24 protein-coding genes are annotated in these 16,154 nt (G+C 67.5%); 23 read left to right on the top strand and 1 reads right to left on the bottom strand.

Annotation, left to right across the window (positions count from 1 at the left end; genetic code table 11):
- Positions 1-154 precede the first annotated feature (154 nt).
- The 23 genes from rplN to truA all read left to right on the top strand — a co-directional run bounded on the left by rplN (position 155) and on the right by truA (position 13,666).
- Positions 155-523, top strand: a complete 369-nt coding sequence (rplN, locus tag QSK34_RS18265) for a 50S ribosomal protein L14 (protein WP_030451492.1) — start codon at positions 155-157, stop codon at positions 521-523.
- Positions 524-532: 9 nt separating this feature from the next.
- The gene (gene rplX, locus QSK34_RS18260; protein ID WP_202610623.1) at positions 533-796 is read left to right on the top strand and encodes a 50S ribosomal protein L24; all 264 of its coding nucleotides are present in this window, start codon (positions 533-535) and stop codon (positions 794-796) included.
- Positions 793-1,362, top strand: coding sequence for a 50S ribosomal protein L5 (gene rplE, locus QSK34_RS18255; protein WP_030451490.1), 570 nt, complete (start codon positions 793-795; stop codon positions 1,360-1,362). The genes rplX and rplE overlap by 4 nt, the downstream gene beginning before the upstream one ends.
- A gap of 5 nt (positions 1,363-1,367) precedes the next feature.
- The gene (locus QSK34_RS18250) at positions 1,368-1,553 is read left to right on the top strand and encodes a type Z 30S ribosomal protein S14 (RefSeq protein ID WP_030451489.1); all 186 of its coding nucleotides are present in this window, start codon (positions 1,368-1,370) and stop codon (positions 1,551-1,553) included.
- 69 nt (positions 1,554-1,622) lie between these two features.
- Positions 1,623-2,021 carry a 30S ribosomal protein S8 gene (gene rpsH / locus QSK34_RS18245; RefSeq protein ID WP_030451488.1) on the top strand — a complete coding sequence of 133 codons (399 nt, stop codon included), beginning with the start codon at positions 1,623-1,625 and terminating at the stop codon, positions 2,019-2,021.
- An 18-nt stretch (positions 2,022-2,039) separates the two neighbouring features.
- Positions 2,040-2,582: a 50S ribosomal protein L6 gene (rplF, locus tag QSK34_RS18240; protein WP_030451487.1), complete on the top strand. Its 543-nt coding sequence runs from the start codon at positions 2,040-2,042 to the stop codon at positions 2,580-2,582.
- 2 nt (positions 2,583-2,584) lie between these two features.
- Positions 2,585-2,962, top strand: a complete 378-nt coding sequence (rplR, locus tag QSK34_RS18235; RefSeq protein ID WP_161482558.1) for a 50S ribosomal protein L18 — start codon at positions 2,585-2,587, stop codon at positions 2,960-2,962.
- 37 nt (positions 2,963-2,999) lie between these two features.
- Positions 3,000-3,632, top strand: a complete 633-nt coding sequence (rpsE, locus tag QSK34_RS18230) for a 30S ribosomal protein S5 (protein WP_030451485.1) — start codon at positions 3,000-3,002, stop codon at positions 3,630-3,632.
- Positions 3,633-3,634: 2 nt separating this feature from the next.
- Positions 3,635-3,817 carry a 50S ribosomal protein L30 gene (rpmD, locus tag QSK34_RS18225; RefSeq protein ID WP_030451484.1) on the top strand — a complete coding sequence of 61 codons (183 nt, stop codon included), beginning with the start codon at positions 3,635-3,637 and terminating at the stop codon, positions 3,815-3,817.
- A 2-nt stretch (positions 3,818-3,819) separates the two neighbouring features.
- Positions 3,820-4,275, top strand: coding sequence for a 50S ribosomal protein L15 (rplO, locus tag QSK34_RS18220; protein ID WP_030451483.1), 456 nt, complete (start codon positions 3,820-3,822; stop codon positions 4,273-4,275).
- Positions 4,276-4,490: 215 nt separating this feature from the next.
- Positions 4,491-5,807: a preprotein translocase subunit SecY gene (gene secY, locus QSK34_RS18215; protein WP_030451482.1), complete on the top strand. Its 1,317-nt coding sequence runs from the start codon at positions 4,491-4,493 to the stop codon at positions 5,805-5,807.
- A complete protein-coding gene (locus tag QSK34_RS18210; protein WP_285585463.1) occupies positions 5,807-6,481 on the top strand; it encodes an adenylate kinase in 675 nt (224 codons plus the stop codon). The genes secY and QSK34_RS18210 overlap by 1 nt, the downstream gene beginning before the upstream one ends.
- Positions 6,482-6,628: 147 nt before the next feature.
- On the top strand, positions 6,629-7,432 hold the full coding sequence (map, locus tag QSK34_RS18205; protein WP_285585462.1) for a type I methionyl aminopeptidase: 804 nt from the start codon (positions 6,629-6,631) through the stop codon (positions 7,430-7,432).
- Between the two features lie 31 nt (positions 7,433-7,463).
- A complete protein-coding gene (locus tag QSK34_RS18200) occupies positions 7,464-7,907 on the top strand; it encodes a DUF1707 SHOCT-like domain-containing protein (protein WP_285585461.1) in 444 nt (147 codons plus the stop codon).
- 128 nt (positions 7,908-8,035) lie between these two features.
- Positions 8,036-8,503, top strand: coding sequence for a hypothetical protein (locus tag QSK34_RS18195; protein WP_161482562.1), 468 nt, complete (start codon positions 8,036-8,038; stop codon positions 8,501-8,503).
- Between the two features lie 530 nt (positions 8,504-9,033).
- Positions 9,034-9,255, top strand: coding sequence for a translation initiation factor IF-1 (gene infA, locus QSK34_RS18190; RefSeq protein ID WP_030451477.1), 222 nt, complete (start codon positions 9,034-9,036; stop codon positions 9,253-9,255).
- A 15-nt stretch (positions 9,256-9,270) separates the two neighbouring features.
- Positions 9,271-9,384, top strand: coding sequence for a 50S ribosomal protein L36 (rpmJ, locus tag QSK34_RS18185; RefSeq protein ID WP_003956441.1), 114 nt, complete (start codon positions 9,271-9,273; stop codon positions 9,382-9,384).
- A gap of 212 nt (positions 9,385-9,596) precedes the next feature.
- Complete coding sequence (gene rpsM / locus QSK34_RS18180) at positions 9,597-9,977, top strand: 30S ribosomal protein S13 (RefSeq protein ID WP_030451476.1); 381 nt, start codon at positions 9,597-9,599, stop codon at positions 9,975-9,977.
- Between the two features lie 37 nt (positions 9,978-10,014).
- Positions 10,015-10,419: a 30S ribosomal protein S11 gene (gene rpsK, locus QSK34_RS18175; RefSeq protein ID WP_020542285.1), complete on the top strand. Its 405-nt coding sequence runs from the start codon at positions 10,015-10,017 to the stop codon at positions 10,417-10,419.
- 20 nt (positions 10,420-10,439) lie between these two features.
- Positions 10,440-11,066: a 30S ribosomal protein S4 gene (gene rpsD, locus QSK34_RS18170; protein ID WP_030451475.1), complete on the top strand. Its 627-nt coding sequence runs from the start codon at positions 10,440-10,442 to the stop codon at positions 11,064-11,066.
- 110 nt (positions 11,067-11,176) lie between these two features.
- Positions 11,177-12,193, top strand: a complete 1,017-nt coding sequence (locus tag QSK34_RS18165; protein WP_030451474.1) for a DNA-directed RNA polymerase subunit alpha — start codon at positions 11,177-11,179, stop codon at positions 12,191-12,193.
- 84 nt (positions 12,194-12,277) lie between these two features.
- Complete coding sequence (gene rplQ / locus QSK34_RS18160) at positions 12,278-12,790, top strand: 50S ribosomal protein L17 (RefSeq protein WP_285585458.1); 513 nt, start codon at positions 12,278-12,280, stop codon at positions 12,788-12,790.
- 72 nt (positions 12,791-12,862) lie between these two features.
- Entirely contained in the window at positions 12,863-13,666 is an 804-nt protein-coding gene (gene truA / locus QSK34_RS18155; RefSeq protein ID WP_285585457.1) for a tRNA pseudouridine(38-40) synthase TruA, read from the top strand.
- Here truA and QSK34_RS18150 read toward each other — a convergent pair.
- Positions 13,656-16,103: a hypothetical protein gene (locus tag QSK34_RS18150; protein ID WP_285585456.1), complete on the bottom strand. Its 2,448-nt coding sequence runs from the start codon at positions 16,101-16,103 to the stop codon at positions 13,656-13,658. The two genes, truA and QSK34_RS18150, sit on opposite strands and share 11 nt — an antisense overlap.
- Positions 16,104-16,154: the final 51 nt, after the last annotated feature.

The raw sequence follows: 16,154 nt of genomic DNA, 5'->3' as shown, positions 1-16,154 counted from the left end.
GGCCCGGCCCCCATGACGGTGTCCAAGGAGCCTCTCGTCTACGGGAGGTTCGCCCGCGGCGGCGGTTCGTCTGGCGCCGAGGGACAAGACATGTAGGTTCGGCCAGGCTCAGGGCCCGCCCTGAGAACCGGCACGACACATCAGGAGTTCAGCTGTGATTCAGCAGGAGTCGCGACTCAAGGTCGCCGACAACACGGGTGCCAAGGAGATCCTCTGCATCCGCGTTCTCGGTGGCTCTGGGCGTCGCTACGCCGGGATCGGCGACATCATCGTCGCCACCGTCAAGGACGCGATCCCCGGCGGCGGTGTGAAGAAGGGTGACGTCGTCAAGGCTGTCATCGTCCGCACCGTCAAGGAGCGCCGCCGTCAGGACGGGTCGTACATCAAGTTCGACGAGAACGCCGCGGTCATCATCAAGGACAGCGGCGACCCCCGGGGCACGCGTATTTTCGGCCCGGTCGGCCGCGAGCTGCGTGACAAGAAGTTCATGCGCATCATCTCGCTGGCGCCGGAGGTGCTCTAAATGGGGAAGCTGCACGTGAAGAAGGGTGACCTGGTTCAGGTCATCGCGGGCAAGGACAAGGGCGCCAAGGGCCGGGTCATCGCCGCGCTGCCGACCGAGGATCGCGTGATCGTCGCCGGCGTGAACATGATCAAGAAGCACTCGAAGGAGACCAACCAGGGTCCCCGCGGCGCCAAGGAAGGCGGCGTCACCACCCTGGAGGCCCCCATCCACGTGAGCAACGTCAAGAAGCTCAAGGATGACGAGAAGCCGAAGGACGAGGACGCCAAGTGACTGCCCAGACCGCTGAGCGGGTGACCCCCCGTCTCAAGCAGAAGTACCGCGAGGAGATCGCGGCCCAGCTGCGCGAGCAGTTCGGCATCGAGAACGTCATGCTGACCCCGGGTCTCACCAAGATCAAGGTGAACATGGGCGTCGGCGAGGCCGCTCGCGACTCCAAGCTGATCGAGGGCGCGGTCCGCGACCTCACCGCCATCACCGGACAGAAGCCGGCCGTCGTCCGCGCCCGCAAGTCCATCGCGCAGTTCAAGCTGCGTGAGGGCATGCCGATCGGCGCGCACGTCACGCTGCGCGGCGACCGCATGTGGGAGTTCCTCGACCGCCTGCTGTCGCTGGCCCTGCCGCGTATCCGCGACTTCCGTGGTCTGTCGCCCAAGCAGTTCGACGGGCACGGCAACTACACCTTCGGTCTCACCGAGCAGGTCATGTTCCACGAGATCGACCAGGACAAGGTCGACCGGCAGCGCGGTATGGACATCACGGTCGTCACGACCGCCCGCACAGACGACGAGGGCCGCGCGCTGCTGAAGCTGCTCGGGTTCCCGTTCAAGGAGGCCTGATCCAAATGGCGAAGACGTCACTGAAGGTCAAGGCGGCCCGCAAGCAGAAGTTCGAGGTCCGGGCGTACACTCGTTGTTCGCGCTGCGGCCGCCCGCGCGCCGTCTACCGCAAGTTCGGCCTGTGCCGCGTGTGCTTCCGCGAGATGGCGCACCGGGGCGAGCTGCCCGGCATCACCAAGTCCAGCTGGTAATTCCAGAGCATCACTACGCCGTAGGTCCCCTTCATTTTTGGGAAACCGCGGCGAGGAGGGCCATCGATCATGACGATGACCGACCCGATCGCAGACATGCTGACGCGTCTGCGTAACGCGAACTCGGCGTATCACGACACCGTGACCATGCCGTACTCGAAGATCAAGGCGCACATCGCCGAGATCCTCCAGCAGGAGGGCTACATCCAGTCCTGGAGCGTCGAAGACGCCAAGGTCGGAAAGAACCTCGTGGTGGAGCTGAAGTTCGGCCCGAGCCGTGAGCGTTCGCTCGCCGGCATCCGCCGGGTTTCCAAGCCCGGCCTGCGGGTTTACGCCAAGAAGGACAACCTGCCCCGAGTCCTGGGCGGGCTGGGCGTCGCGATCATCTCGACGTCCGGCGGCCTGATGACCGACAAGCAGGCCGGCAAGCGCGGAGTGGGCGGGGAAGTCCTCGCCTACGTCTGGTAAGAGGGGAGGAACCACAGCATGTCGCGAATCGGACGGCTGCCCATCCCTGTACCGAGCGGTGTCGACATCACGATCGACGGCCGGAGTGTCCAGGTCAAGGGCCCGAAGGGCACGCTTTCTCACACCGTCGCCGAGCCCATCGAGGTTTCGCGCGGTGACGACGGCAATCTCGCCGTCACCCGTCCCAACGACGAGAACAAGGTCCGTGCGCTGCACGGCCTGTCCCGCACCCTGATCGCCAACATGGTGACCGGTGTGACCGCGGGTTACTCGAAGACGTTGGAGATCGTCGGCGTCGGCTACCGCGTTCAGGCCAAGGGCCCGACGCAGCTCGAGTTCTCGCTCGGCTTCAGCCACCCGGTGATCGTCGACGCGCCGGAGGGCATCTCCTTCCGCGTCGAGAAGCCGACCCTGTTCCACGTGGACGGGATCGACAAGCAGAAGGTCGGCGAGGTCTCGGCCAACATCCGCAAGCTGCGCAAGCCCGACCCGTACAAGGGCAAGGGCGTGCGCTACCAGGGCGAAGTCGTCCGCAAGAAGGTCGGAAAGGCTGGTAAGTAGTAATGGCTGCGAAGTACGGCAAGCACAGCGCCGCTCGCGCCATTTCGCGAGCCCGCCGCCACCGCCGTGTGCGGAAGAACGTCGTCGGCACGCAGGAGCGTCCGCGCCTGGTCGTGAACCGGTCCGCGCGGCACCTGTTCGTGCAGATCGTCGACGACGGCAAGGGTCACACGATCGTGAGCGCGTCCACCATGGACTCCTCGCTGCGTTCCCTTGAGGCCGACAAGACCGAGAAGGCGAAGAAGGTCGGCGAGCTTCTCGCTCAGCGGGCCAAGGACGCCGGGATCACTTCGGTCGTCTTCGACCGCGGTGGCAACCGCTACGCGGGTCGCATCGCGGCCCTGGCGGACAGCGCCCGTGAAGGCGGGTTGAGCTTCTGATGACCCGTCCTATGAGCAATGAGAAGAGGAACCACTGATGGCTGGAGCTCCGCGTCGGGGTGCCGGCGGCGGTGGCGAGCGGCGGGAACGTCGTGACGATCGCCGCGGTGGCGCCCAGGAGAAGGGCGTCTCGTACATCGAGCGCGTCGTGAAGATCAACCGCGTGGCCAAGGTCGTCAAGGGTGGTCGGCGCTTCAGCTTCACCGCGCTGGTCATCGTCGGCGACGGCAACGGCCTCGTCGGGGTCGGCTACGGCAAGGCCAAGGAGGTGCCCGCGGCGATCGCCAAGGGTGTCGAGGAGGCCAAGAAGCACTTCTTCAAGGTGCCGCGCATCCAGGGCACCATCCCGCACACCGTGCAGGGGGAGGACGCCGCCGGCGTCGTCCTGCTGCGTCCGGCCTCGCCCGGTACCGGTGTCATCGCGGGTGGCCCGGTGCGCGCGGTCCTGGAGTGCGCCGGGATCCACGACGTGCTGTCCAAGTCGCTCGGCTCGGACAACCCGATCAACATCGTGCACGCCACCGTGGCGGCTCTGAAGGGCCTCTCGCGCCCCGAGGAGATCGCCGCCCGCCGTGGTCTGCCGATCGAGGACGTCGCCCCCAAGGCGATGCTCAAGGCGCGCGCCGAGGGTCTGGCCGAGGCCGCCGCCGCTGCGAAGGCGGGGAGCTGAACATGGCCCGCCTGAAGATCACGCAGACCCGGTCCAAGATCGGCGGCAAGCAGAACCAGCGTGACTCGCTGCGTTCGCTTGGCCTGAAGCGAATCGGCGACGTCGTCGTGAAGGAGGACCGTCCCGAGATCCGCGGGATGGTCGCCGTCGTGACGCACCTCGTCGAGGTTGAAGAGGTCGACTAGTCATGACTGAGAACGCACCGCTGAAGATTCATGACCTTCGTCCCGCCCCGGGTGCCAACAAGGCCAAGGTCCGCAAGGGCCGCGGCGAGGGCTCCAAGGGCAAGACGTCCGGTCGTGGTACGAAGGGTTCCCACTCCCGTACCACCGTGCCTCTCGGCTTCGAAGGTGGCCAGGTTCCGCTCCAGCGGCGGCTGCCGAAGCTGAAGGGCTTCTCCAACTCCCTGTTCAAGACGACCTACCAGGTCGTCAACCTTGACAAGCTGGGCGAGGTCTTCTCCTCCGGTGGCGACGTGACCGTCGCCGACCTGGTGGCGAACGGTCTGGTCCGGAAGAACGAACTGGTCAAGGTTCTCGGAACCGGCGAGATCTCCGTGGCGTTGAACGTGCAGGCGCACGCCTTCTCCGCCAGCGCCAAGGAGAAGATCGCCGCGGCCGGCGGCTCCACCACGGAGCTGTAGGCCTCACGCATCACGAGGCGCGGGGGCTCGTTATGAGCCTCCGCGCCCGTAGTGCGTTAGAGTTCGCTGGACAGTTAGCCGAGTCTCACTGTCAAACCGCTCGTTTGTCATTTGTAAGACCCGCTGTTTTGGTAAGACCCGCAAGAAGACCTGCCGATGGACGACCCCCGCACCATCGCTCACCGTTACCGCGTCTCTGGCGCGCAGGAGGGACCGTGCTAACCGCTCTTACCCGGGCATTCCGGACGCCGGACCTGCGCAAGAAGCTGCTTTTCACCCTGGGTATCATTGTGATTTTCCGCCTGGGCTCGGTGCTGCCGACGCCCGGTGTGAACACCGAGAACGCCCGTAAGGCTCTGGAAGCGGCTCAATCTAGCGAACTCAGCAGCATCTACGGGATGGTCCAGCTCTTCAGTGGCGGCGCGTTGCTGAAGCTTTCAGTGTTCGCGCTGGGCATCATGCCCTACATCACGGCCAGCATCATCCTGCAGCTGCTGACTGTCGTGATCCCTCGCCTCGAAGCCCTCAAGAAGGAGGGCCAGGCGGGCACTGCGAAGATCACACAGTACACCCGGTATCTCACCATCGGACTGGCGGTTCTCCAGTCGACGGCCTTCGTCGCGCTGGCTCGGTCCGGACAGTTGTTCGGCACCTCCGCCAACGATCTCCCGATCCTGCTCAACGACGACATCTTCACCGTCGTCGTGATGGTCATCACGATGACCGCGGGTACCGCCGTCATCATGTGGCTCGGTGAGCTCATCACCGACCGCGGCGTCGGCAACGGCATGTCGATCCTGATCTTCACTCAGATCATCGCGGTCTTCCCGTCGGAACTGATGAACATCTTCCGGCAGAAGGGCGCCTTCACCTTCACGATCGTCATGATCGTCGGCATCTTCATGATCGCCGCGGTCGTCTTCGTGGAGCAGGCCCAGCGCCGCATCCCGGTGCAGTACGCCAAGCGCATGGTCGGCCGCCGGATGTACGGCGGCACCTCGACCTACATCCCGCTGAAGGTCAACCAGGCCGGCATCATCCCGGTCATCTTCGCCTCCTCGCTGCTCTACCTGCCGCAGCTGCTGGTGACGCTGTTCGCCAACAGCCAGGAGAGCAACGTCGTGGTCGAGTGGATCGCCCAGAACTTCGGTTCCGGCGACACCCCGATCTACATGGCGACCTTCTTCCTCCTGATCGTCTTCTTCACGTACTTCTACGTGTCCATCACCTTCAACCCCGTTGAAGTCGCCGACAACATGAAGAAGTACGGTGGGTTCATTCCGGGCATCCGTCCGGGCCGGCCGACCGCCGAGTACCTGAACTACGTGCTCACCCGGTTGACCGCGCCAGGGTCGCTGTATCTGGGTCTCATCTCCATGGTCCCGATCTTCGCCCTCACGCTGGCCGGCGCTACCCAGAACTTCCCGTTCGGAGGAACGAGCATTCTGATCATGGTGGGTGTCGGTCTCGACACGGTGAAGCAGATCGAGAGCCAGCTCCAGCAGCGCAACTACGAGGGCTTCCTGAGATAGTGCGTCTCGTCCTGGTCGGGCCCCCCGGAGCGGGCAAGGGGACGCAGGCCCAGTTCATCGCATCACATCTGTCGATCCCGAAAATCTCGACAGGTGACATTTTCCGCGCCAACGTGTCGGGTGGCACGGAGCTCGGAAAGCTGGCCAAGACCTACATGGACCGCGGGGACCTGGTTCCCGACGAGGTCACGATCGCGATGGTCCGCGGTCGCCTCGCGGAAGACGACGCGCAGGACGGTTTCCTGCTCGACGGTTTCCCGCGGAACGTGGCGCAGGCCGAGGTCCTCAAGAAGATGCTGGCTGACCTGGGCTCCGGGCTCGACCTGGTGCTGGAACTCGTGGTCGACGACGACGAGGTGGTCCGCCGCCTCGCCGGCCGTCGCACCTGCCGCTCGTGTGGCAAGGTCTGGCACGTCGACTTCGACCCGCCCAAGAAGGACGGCGTCTGCGACGCCTGCGGCGGCGAGTTGTTCCAGCGTGACGACGACCGTGAGGAGACCATCAGGCACCGCCTGGAGGTCTACCAGGAGCAGACGTCGCCACTGATCAACTTCTACGCCGACGAGGGCATCCTCCGGGGCGTCGACGCGACGGGCCCCGTCGAGGAGGTCACCGCTCGCGCGATGGGCGAACTGCGCAAGTTCACGCGCGATCAAGCCGAAGACGAAAGCTAGATCGTAAGACCCGATCGGAACGCCACCCCACGGATCTACGTGGGGTGGCGTTCCTGCTGCCGGGCAGATTCCATGGCGCGTAGGGAACAATGTATTGAATCGGGCGATTGCCCCTGAAAGTTGATCCACCCAAGGGGTGCCTAAGGGATGTTTCGGAAGAACAAGCACGGGATTCAGATCAAGTCGCCCGAGCAGATCGCCAAGATGCGCGCGGCCGGCCTCGTCGTCGGGCGCACCCTCGACCTGCTGAGGCGGTCGGTCGAGCCCGGCATGACGCCGCTCGACCTCGACGCCATCGCCGAGAAGGCGATCAGGGACGAGGGCGCGATCCCCTCGTTCAAGGGCTACCAGGGCTTTCCGGCGACGATCTGCGCGTCGGTCAACCAGGAGGTCGTGCACGGCATCCCCACCGACGCCCGGCCGCTCCGTGAGGGCGACATCATCTCCATCGACTGCGGCGCGATCCTCGACGGCTGGCACGGCGACTCGGCCGTCACCGTCCCGGTAGGGGAGGTCGACCCGAAGCTGCTGGAGCTGATCCGGGTCACCGAGGAGTCGATGTGGGCCGGCATCCGGGCCCTGAAGGTCGGCGCCCACCTGTCGGACATCGGCCACCAGGTCGAGCGCTACGTGCGCTCCCAGGGCCGCTACGGCATCCCCACGGAGTACGGCGGCCACGGCATCGGCACCGAGATGCACATGGACCCGTGGGTGGCCAACCACGGCAAGCCGGGCCGGGGGCCGAAGCTGGAGGCCGGCATGTGCCTGGCGATCGAGCCGATGGTCAACCTCGGCACCGACCAGACCCGCGTGCTGGCCGACGACTGGACGGTCGTCACCCAGGACGGCAAGGCGTCGGCGCATTTCGAGCACAGCGTGGCGGTCACCGCGGAAGGCCCGCTCGTTCTGACGGCTCTCGACGGCGGCAAAGAACGGCTTGCCACTACATAATTGGTAAAAAGACGCATTTGGAGGTTCGGCCATGGCATTCAATCCGGAGATGCGCGCCTCCGACGCCGACCGGGAGAAGGTCGCGGCCGCCCTTCGTGAGCACATGGTCGAAGGGCGGCTGAACGCCGAGGAGTTCGGCGAGCGACTGGAGGCGGCCTACGCCGCCAAGACGTTCGGTGAGCTCCGGGTGCTCACGCGAGACCTGCCGGACATCGACCTGAAGAACCTCCCGGCGCGTCCCGAGCCGGTGAAACCGCAGGCCCCGGGGGCGCCGGCGAACCTGAAGGCGGCGTGGGGCGGCTGGCTCTTCGTCGGCGGGATCAACTGGGCGATCTGGCTCATCCTGTGGATCTCGCAGGGCGAACTGGTCTATCCGTGGCCGTTGTGGGTGATGGGGCCGTGGGGGATCGGGCTGCTCATCGCCACGCTCACCCAAAGTCAGAATGGCGATAAAAAGCGGGAATTGGGGTCCTGAATGTGCCGTTGTGCACGCTCGCGGTCGAGTGTGCATTCGTCCACAGAACGGCGGGTTGTGCCTTCCTAATGTGAGCGGTGTCCGGAGATGAGCAGCATCCCCGGAAGGTCTCACTGGAGGACAGACAAATGCGCAAGCTCCCCCGCGTTCTCGCCGGCACCGCCCTCGCCGCCGGTCTCATGGCCGGCGCCATGGCCGCCCCCGCCGCCGCCAGCGCGACGGCTGCGACCGGTTCCGCCGCGGCGGCCTCGTCCAAGCACTTCTTCGGCCCCTACTACTCGCACTGGGGCGACAAGTTCGAGAAGAGCCACCGCTCCTACTTCAAGGGCTACTGGACCAAGAGCGGCAACCAGTACTGGTTCTACGGCGACCTCTTCGACACCGACCGCGACCGCCAGTGGTCGTACGTCTGGTACCGCTACACCGACCGCTTCGGCAAGAGCCACACCAAGTGGTTCAAGAACACCTCCTTCGGCCACGGCGACTTCGACAAGTTCTTCGGCTTCAAGAAGGGCTTCGTGAAGGACGTGGACTTCCGGGTCTGCGAGGGCACCAGCCGGTTCGACGACTGCGGCGGCTGGAACGACGCCTTCTGAGTCGTGCGGCACCTGAAGATGCGGGCCCGTCCTGACAAGGACGGGCCCTGTCTGTTGGGCAGATTCTTGGTCTATTGGGCAGATTCCTGGCGCGGACCGTGGACGGCCGAGGGGCGGCTGCGGTTCGCTTTTCGTCTTCATGCGGATTCTTTGCCCTACGGGCTCGTTGACCGGGTTGTCGCCGGGTAGGTGATCTTTGTCGGCCGGGTGGGAGTCCCTCGGCCACCGGGCGTCCCGGCTGAGCGGGCCGCCCGGGCGCGAAGCCACCGGGCCCACCCGATCCGGCATGTCGGCGGTGCCGGACGGGTGGGCCCGGTTTTGCGCTATCCTGGAATGCGGTTGTGTACGAGGGCCCGTTCTGCGAGATCGTTTCGCGTTCCGCACCGGGTTGCCGTACACTCCTTTGTCGGTTCACTATGACCTTTTGCGTGGCGGCCTTGCCGCCGCCGCTCTCTGTACGCCTGAAGGTCGCGGCTGATTAGTGTTCCGAAGCCTCAGACGACCGAGCATCAGTGAAACGTGAGGAACTTTTGGCCAAGAAAGACGGCGCCATCGAGATCGAGGGCACTGTGGTCGAGTCGCTCCCGAACGCCATGTTCCGGGTGCAGCTCGACAACGGCCATAAGGTCCTGGCCCACATCAGCGGCAGGATGCGCATGCACTACATCCGCATCCTCCCGGACGACCGGGTCGTCGTGGAGCTTAGCCCCTACGACCTCACTCGCGGCCGGATCGTCTACCGGTACAAGTAGGAACGATTAAGGACTATGAAGGTCAAGCCGAGCGTCAAGAAGATCTGTGACAAGTGCAAGGTGATCCGCCGGCACGGTCGAGTCATGGTGATCTGCGACAACCTGCGCCACAAGCAGCGTCAGGGCTAGTCGCCACCGGCCCCCGCTGAGTCCGTCCAGGGTGACGGACTCGACGCATGTGCGGGGCCGGGTCTGTAATCGCGCGCCACACTCGCGAAGGCGCCCCTTTCCGGGGTGAACCACGCGGGAGACCCCCGGTCGGAGGCCGGGGCCCTCACCCCGGGCATTGGGGAGGGGCGTGGGGCGCAGGACCTCCGCGAAACGAAGGAGAATGCCCGACCATGGCTCGCCTGGTTGGCGTCGACCTCCCCCGCGACAAGCGGCTGGAGATCGCTCTCACCTACATTTACGGCATCGGCCGTACCCGTGCGCTCGAGATCCTCGAGGCCACCGGCGTCTCCGGTGACCTGCGGGTGCACCAGCTCAGCGACACCGAGCTCGTGCCCATGCGTGACTACATCGAGGCCAACTTCAAGATCGAGGGTGACCTCCGCCGCGAAGTTCAGGCCGACATTCGTCGCAAGATCGAAATTGGCTGCTACCAGGGCATCCGGCACCGCAAGGGCCTGCCCGTCCACGGTCAGCGGACGCAGACGAACGCGCGTACCCGCAAGGGCAAGAAGAAGACCGTGGCCGGCAAGAAGAAGCCCGGCAAGAAGTAGTCCTTAGCTGCAGCCCATTTCAGGAGATAGCGCTTAAATGCCGCCGAAGAGCCGCCAGGGCGCACCCAAGAAGGTGCGCCGCAAGGAAAAGAAGAACGTCGCTCACGGGCACGCCCACATCAAGAGCACGTTCAACAACACGATCGTCTCGATCACCGACCCGAACGGGAACGTGATCTCCTGGGCCAGCGCCGGCCACGTCGGGTTCAAGGGCTCCCGTAAGTCCACCCCGTTCGCCGCCCAGATGGCCGCCGAGAACGCCGCCCGCCGCGCCATGGAGCACGGCATGCGCAAGGTCGACGTCTTCGTCAAGGGCCCCGGTTCCGGCCGGGAGACCGCGATCCGTTCGCTCCAGGCGACCGGGCTCGAGGTCGGGTCCATCCAGGACGTGACGCCGGTCCCGCACAACGGTTGCCGTCCGCCGAAGCGCCGCCGCGTCTGACGTCCAGGAGATAAGAAAAAATGGCTCGTTACACGGGTGCGGACTGCAAGCTCTGCCGCCGCGAGAAGACCAAGCTCTTCCTCAAGGGCAAGAAGTGTGAGTCCGCGAAGTGCCCCATCGAGATCCGTCCTTACCCGCCGGGTGAGCACGGTCGCGGTCGGCCGAAGGAGTCTGAGTACCAGCTCCAGCTTCGTGAGAAGCAGAAGACCCGCCGCATCTACGGCATCCTCGAGAAGCAGTTCCGCAACTACTACGAGGAAGCCAACCGCAAGAGCGGCAAGACCGGCGAGAACCTCCTCCAGATCCTGGAGAGCCGTCTCGACAACGTGGTCTACCGCGCCGGTTTCGCCGAGTCGCGTGACGCCGCCCGCCAGCAGGTCCGCCACGGTCACGTGACCGTGAACGGCAAGAAGGTGGACATCCCGTCCTACCGCGTCCGCGAGCACGACATCGTGGAGATCCGCGAGAAGTCGCGCAACCTCATGCCCTACGAGGTGGCCCGCGCCACCGCCGGTGACAAGACCGTCCCGGCGTGGCTGGGTGTCGCCCCCGAGGCCATGCGGGTGCTCGTGCACCAGCTCCCGGTCCGCCAGCAGATCGACACGCTGGTCCAGGAGCAGCTCATCGTCGAGCTCTACTCCAAGTAAGTAGTGCTCCTTGATGCCGCATGGTCCGGTTTGACCGGATCGTGCGGCATCATGGTTGTTGCCGAGCGGTGTCAAATAGCGGGCGCCGCCGTCTGTGAAGGGAACCACGCATGCTCATCGCACAGCGTCCCAGTCTCGTCGAGGAGTCCCTCGAGGAGCACCGGTCCAAGTTCGTCATCGAGCCGCTGGAGCCGGGCTTCGGTTACACCATCGGCAACTCCGTGCGGCGCACGCTGCTGTCGTCCATTCCGGGCGCGGCCGTGACCTCCATCCGCATCGAGGGTGTGCTCCACGAGTTCTCGACCGTTCCCGGGGTCAAGGAAGACGTCACCGACATCATCCTGAACCTCAAGAACCTGGTCGTCTCCTCCGAGCACGACGAGCCGGTGGTCATGTACCTGCGCAAGCAGGGCCCCGGTGAGGTCACCGCCGCCGACATCGCGCCCCCGGCCGGTGTCGAGGTGCACAACCCCGACCTCCACATCGCCACGCTGAACGGCAAGGCGAAGCTGGAGATGGAGCTGACCGTCGAGCGCGGTCGCGGCTACGTCTCCGCCGCCCAGAACAAGCAGCCCGGCCAGGAGATCGGCCGCATCCCGATCGACTCCATCTACTCGCCGGTGCTCAAGGTCACCTACAAGGTCGAGGCGACGCGTGTCGAGCAGCGCACCGACTTCGACCGGCTGATCCTCGACGTCGAGACCAAGCCGTGCATGAAGCCCCGCGACGCGGTGGCCTCGGCCGGCAAGACCCTCGTCGAGCTCTTCGGCCTGGCCCGTGAGCTCAACGTCGAGGCCGAGGGCATCGACATCGGCCCGTCGCCGACCGACGCCGCCCTGGCGGCCGACCTGGCGCTGCCGATCGAGGAGCTCAACCTCACGGTCCGGTCCTACAACTGCCTCAAGCGCGAGGGCATCCACACCGTGGGCGAGCTCGTCGCGCGCAGCGAGCAGGACCTGCTGGACATCCGCAACTTCGGTGCGAAGTCCATCGAAGAGGTCAAGCAGAAGCTGCACGAGATGGGTCTCGCGCTCAAGGACAGCCCGCCCGGATTCGACCCGTCCGCTGTCGCCGGTGGCGGCTACGACGACGAGGACGGCGGCTTCATCGAGACCGAGCAGTACTGAGTTTTCCCAGATAGAACGATCATTTAGATCGGCCCGACCCCGGTACCTGATACGGCCGGGGCGGGTTATCCAAAGGAGCATGTCATGCCCAAGCCCACCAAAGGCGCCCGTCTCGGTGGTTCCCCGGCGCACGAGAAGCTGATCCTGTCGAACCTCGCGACGCAGCTTTTCCAGCACGGGAAGATCAAGACCACTGAGGCCAAGGCCAAGCGCCTGCGCCCGCTGGCTGAGCGGCTGATCACCAAGGCGAAGAAGGGCGACATCCACAACCGTCGCCAGGTGCTGACCGTCGTCCGCGACAAGGGCGTCGTCCACCACCTCTTCACCGAGATCGCCCCCAGCTTCGCGGAGCGTCCCGGTGGCTACACCCGCATCACCAAGATCGGTCAGCGTAAGGGTGACGCCGCTCCCATGGCCGTCATCGAGCTCGTCACCGAGCCGCTGAACGCCGTCACCACGACCCGCAAGGCCCCCGAGCCCGCCGCCGCCCCGGCGCCGGAGCCCAAGGCCGATGAGGTCGAGGAGACGAAGGCGGAGGCGTCCGCCGACGAGGCCGAGGTCACCGAGACCGAGGCCAAGAAGGACGACGAGGCCTGATCCTTCGGGTTTCCGGGTCCGGTGTCCCACGGGACGCCGGACCCGTTTCTTTTTCACCAAAGGGGTGTGTCGATGCGGCTGCGGCTCGATCTGGGCTATGACGGGACCGACTTCTCGGGCTGGGCCAAGCAGCCCGGCAGGCGTACCGTCCAGGGAGAGCTCGAAGCCGCCCTGGGACGCATCCTGCGCCTGCCCGAACCCCCGTCCCTGACCGTGGCGGGCCGCACCGACGCGGGTGTGCACGCCCGGGGCCAGGTCGCCCACGTCGATCTGGCCGACGACGTCGAGGAACCCGCCATGCTGCTGCGGCGGCTCGCCGGGGTGCTGCCTCCCGACGTGCGGGTGAACCGCGTCAGCGTCGCCCCTCCCGGCTTCGACGCCCGCTTCTCGGCCCTGTCCCGCCGGTACGGCTACCGCGTGAGCGACAATCCCGGGGGAGTCGACCCGCTGCGGCGCAAGGACGTCCTGTGGTACCAGCGCTCCCTCGACGTGGGCCTCCTCAACGCGGGCTCGGCGGCCCTGCTGGGCGAACACGACTTCGCGGCGTTCTGCAAGAAGCGCGAGGGCGCGACCACCATCCGCGAACTCCAGCGGTTGTCGTGGGAGCGCGGCGAGACGTTCCTGACGGCGACGGTGGTGGCCGACGCCTTCTGCCACTCGATGGTCCGGGCGCTGGTGGGGTCGCTGCTGATGGTCGGCGACGGGCGGCAGCCCATCGAATGGCCGGGCCAGGTGCTCCGCCGGGCGGTGCGCGACTCGGGCGTGCACGTGGCTCCGGCGGTCGGGCTGACCCTGGAGGAGGTCAGCTACCCGGCCGACGCCGAGCTCGCCGGCCGGGCGGAGATGACCCGCCGGGTGCGCACGCTCAGCTCGTGACGCGCTTCTCGATGATCTCGGCCGTCTGGTCGCGGAAGGCCCCGCTGACCGGGCCGAGATCCTTCTCCTTCTCGCCCGGGGTGTGGCCGTCGGCGTAGGTGGCGTAGCTGAAGACGATGTAGCGGCCCCAGACCATGCCCGCGGCGTAGCCGCCGCTGATCGCCACCCGGTCGGCGCCCGAGTCGGGGTCGCCGTTGAGGCCGCGGAACCACAGGTTGCTGCCGAGGTTCTTGGTCTGGTCGACGGCCAGGGCGGCGTCTTTGGTGGGCAGCACGGCGATGCCGGTGGTGACGGCGTACTGCTTCTTGCCGTCGACGTAGGTGGCGCGGAGCACCCGGCGGCAGTCGTTCTCCGACAGGGACCGGGCGAAGGCGCCGGCGGCGGCCGAGGCGCAGTCGTCGGTCATGTCGACCTTGACGCGCTTGAAGGTGCGGCCGTTGACGCTGACCTTCACGTCGGGGAAGGCCTCGTTGAGGGTCAGTTTGCGGGGGTCGGTCGTCTCCGAGTCGAGCATCGCCGCCTCGACCGTCGGCGCCGGGTCGGCCTCGCCGCCGGGGGCGGCCGGGGCGTTGGTCACCGGGGGAGCCGCGACCTCGCCGCCCGGGTCTTCCTCGCCCGAATAGGCCATGTAGGCCGACGCCCCGATGGCCGCGATCACGACGAGGGCGCCGCCGGCCAGCAGCACCTTCCTGGCGCCGCCGCCCTTCTTCTTGGCGGGCACCTCGGTGATCGGGGCGGCCTCGGCCGGGCGGTAGCCCTTCGGCAGCGGCGGGTGGACGATCCCCTCGGCCACCGGCGCGGCGCCCAGGCTCTCGAACCCTCGCCCCGGGGACGCCGGCGCGGCCGGCGGCACGGGGGGAGTGAACAGGTTCTCCTGCGTCTGCTCCGGCTTGGGGTCGACCTTCTGCAACGGCATCTCCGGGTCGGTGGGGACGTCGGCGCCGGTCACCGCGCCGAACGATTGCTGGGCCTCCTGGAAGGCCGGTTGCTCCTCGCGCGGGATCGTCGTCTCGGCGGGCTCCTCGCCGGGGATCGCGGCCGACGGCCACGGGGTGCCGGTGTCGCTGGCCCACTGCTGGGCGGGCGGCCACGGCGTCGCCTCCGGGCGGTCGCCCGGGACGGTGGCCGCCCCCGTGTCGGGCTCGGCGGGCGCGTCGGCCTGTGGGGCGGCCGCGGGCCAGTGGCGCGGGTAGACGGGCGGGTCGTCGTGGGACTCGACCGGCTCGGCGGGGGCGGCGGCGGACTCCTCGCCCGGCAGGCGCGGCGGCCAGACGGCGATGTCACCGGGCTCACCCGGGCGCTCGGCCTCGGCGGCGGGCCATTCGGGGAGCGGGGGGAGACCGGAGGTGGTGGCGTCGGCGACCGGGGGCTCCTCCGCCGGCGCCGGCGGCTCCGCGGTGGGGGCGGCGGGCCATCCGGGCCACTGCTGCGCCGGCGCGGGCGGCCACGACCCGGCCTTGCCGTGGTCGCGGGTCTCCTCGGTCTCCGGGTCGTAGGCGGCGGGGACCGGCCAGGCCGCGTCGCGGTCGCGGGTCTCCTCGGTGTCGGGGGAGTAGACGGGCGGCGGCCAGACGGCGCGGGTGTCGTCTTCCTGCGGTGGTTGCCAGGCGGACGCGGTCTCGGGCGTCTCGGGCTCGGTCTTCGGCGGCCAGGCGGCGCGGGTGTCGCGGGTGTCGTCTTCCTGCGGTGGTTGCCAGGCGGACGCGGTCTCGGGGGTCTCGGGGTCGGTTTTCGGCGGCCACGCGGCGCGGGTGTCGCGTGTCTCCTCGGTTCCCGGGTCGTAGACGGGGGCCGGCCAGGCGGCCCGGGTGTCGTCTTCCTGCGGCGGTTGCCAGGCGGTGTCGGGCTCGCCCTTCGGCGGCCAGGCGGCCCGGGTGTCGCGCGTCTCCTCGGGCTGCGGGTCGTACGCCGGCCACGCGGACGGGGGCGTCTGGTCCGCCTCGGGCTCGGGGGTGGCGGGGATCGGCCACGGGGCCCTCGGGTCGCGGGTCTCCTCGGTCTGCGGGTCGTAGACCGGAGGGGGCCAGGCGGAGCCCTGGACGGGGTCGGAGGAGGCCTTAGGGAAGCCGAAGTGGCCCGTCGGGGGAGCCTCGGGGGTGTGCTCGGTCACCGGCGCGGGCGGCTGCCACGAGTGGGGCGTCGGCCACGTCGGGCCGGGTTCCTCGGAGCGTTCCGCGTCTTCGGGGGTGAACCAGCCGCCGGACTCGGCGGGCTCGCGAGCCGGGGCGGGGGGCCATGTCGGGGGCTCGGCGGGTTGGGCGGCGGGAGCGGGTGGCCACTCCGGCTGGGCAGGGCGGCTCGTCGTGACGGCGAACCAGCCGTTGCCGGAGCCCTCTCCGGGCTGCGGGTAGTTCTCGTCACGAGCTGACTGCCCGAAACTGGGCGGGGGCACCTTGCCCTCGTGGTCGTGCTCGGAGGCGGAATCCTGGCCACGCATACCCGGAAGCGTATCGGCGCACGCGAGATCGTCGTGCCGCTATGGGCGTTT

Source organism: Herbidospora sp. NBRC 101105 (assembly GCF_030269205.1).
Lineage (GTDB): Bacteria > Actinomycetota > Actinomycetes > Streptosporangiales > Streptosporangiaceae > Herbidospora > Herbidospora solisilvae.
The sequence above is the reverse complement of the archived record's forward strand: the minus strand, read 5'-3'. Positions and strand labels throughout refer to the sequence as shown.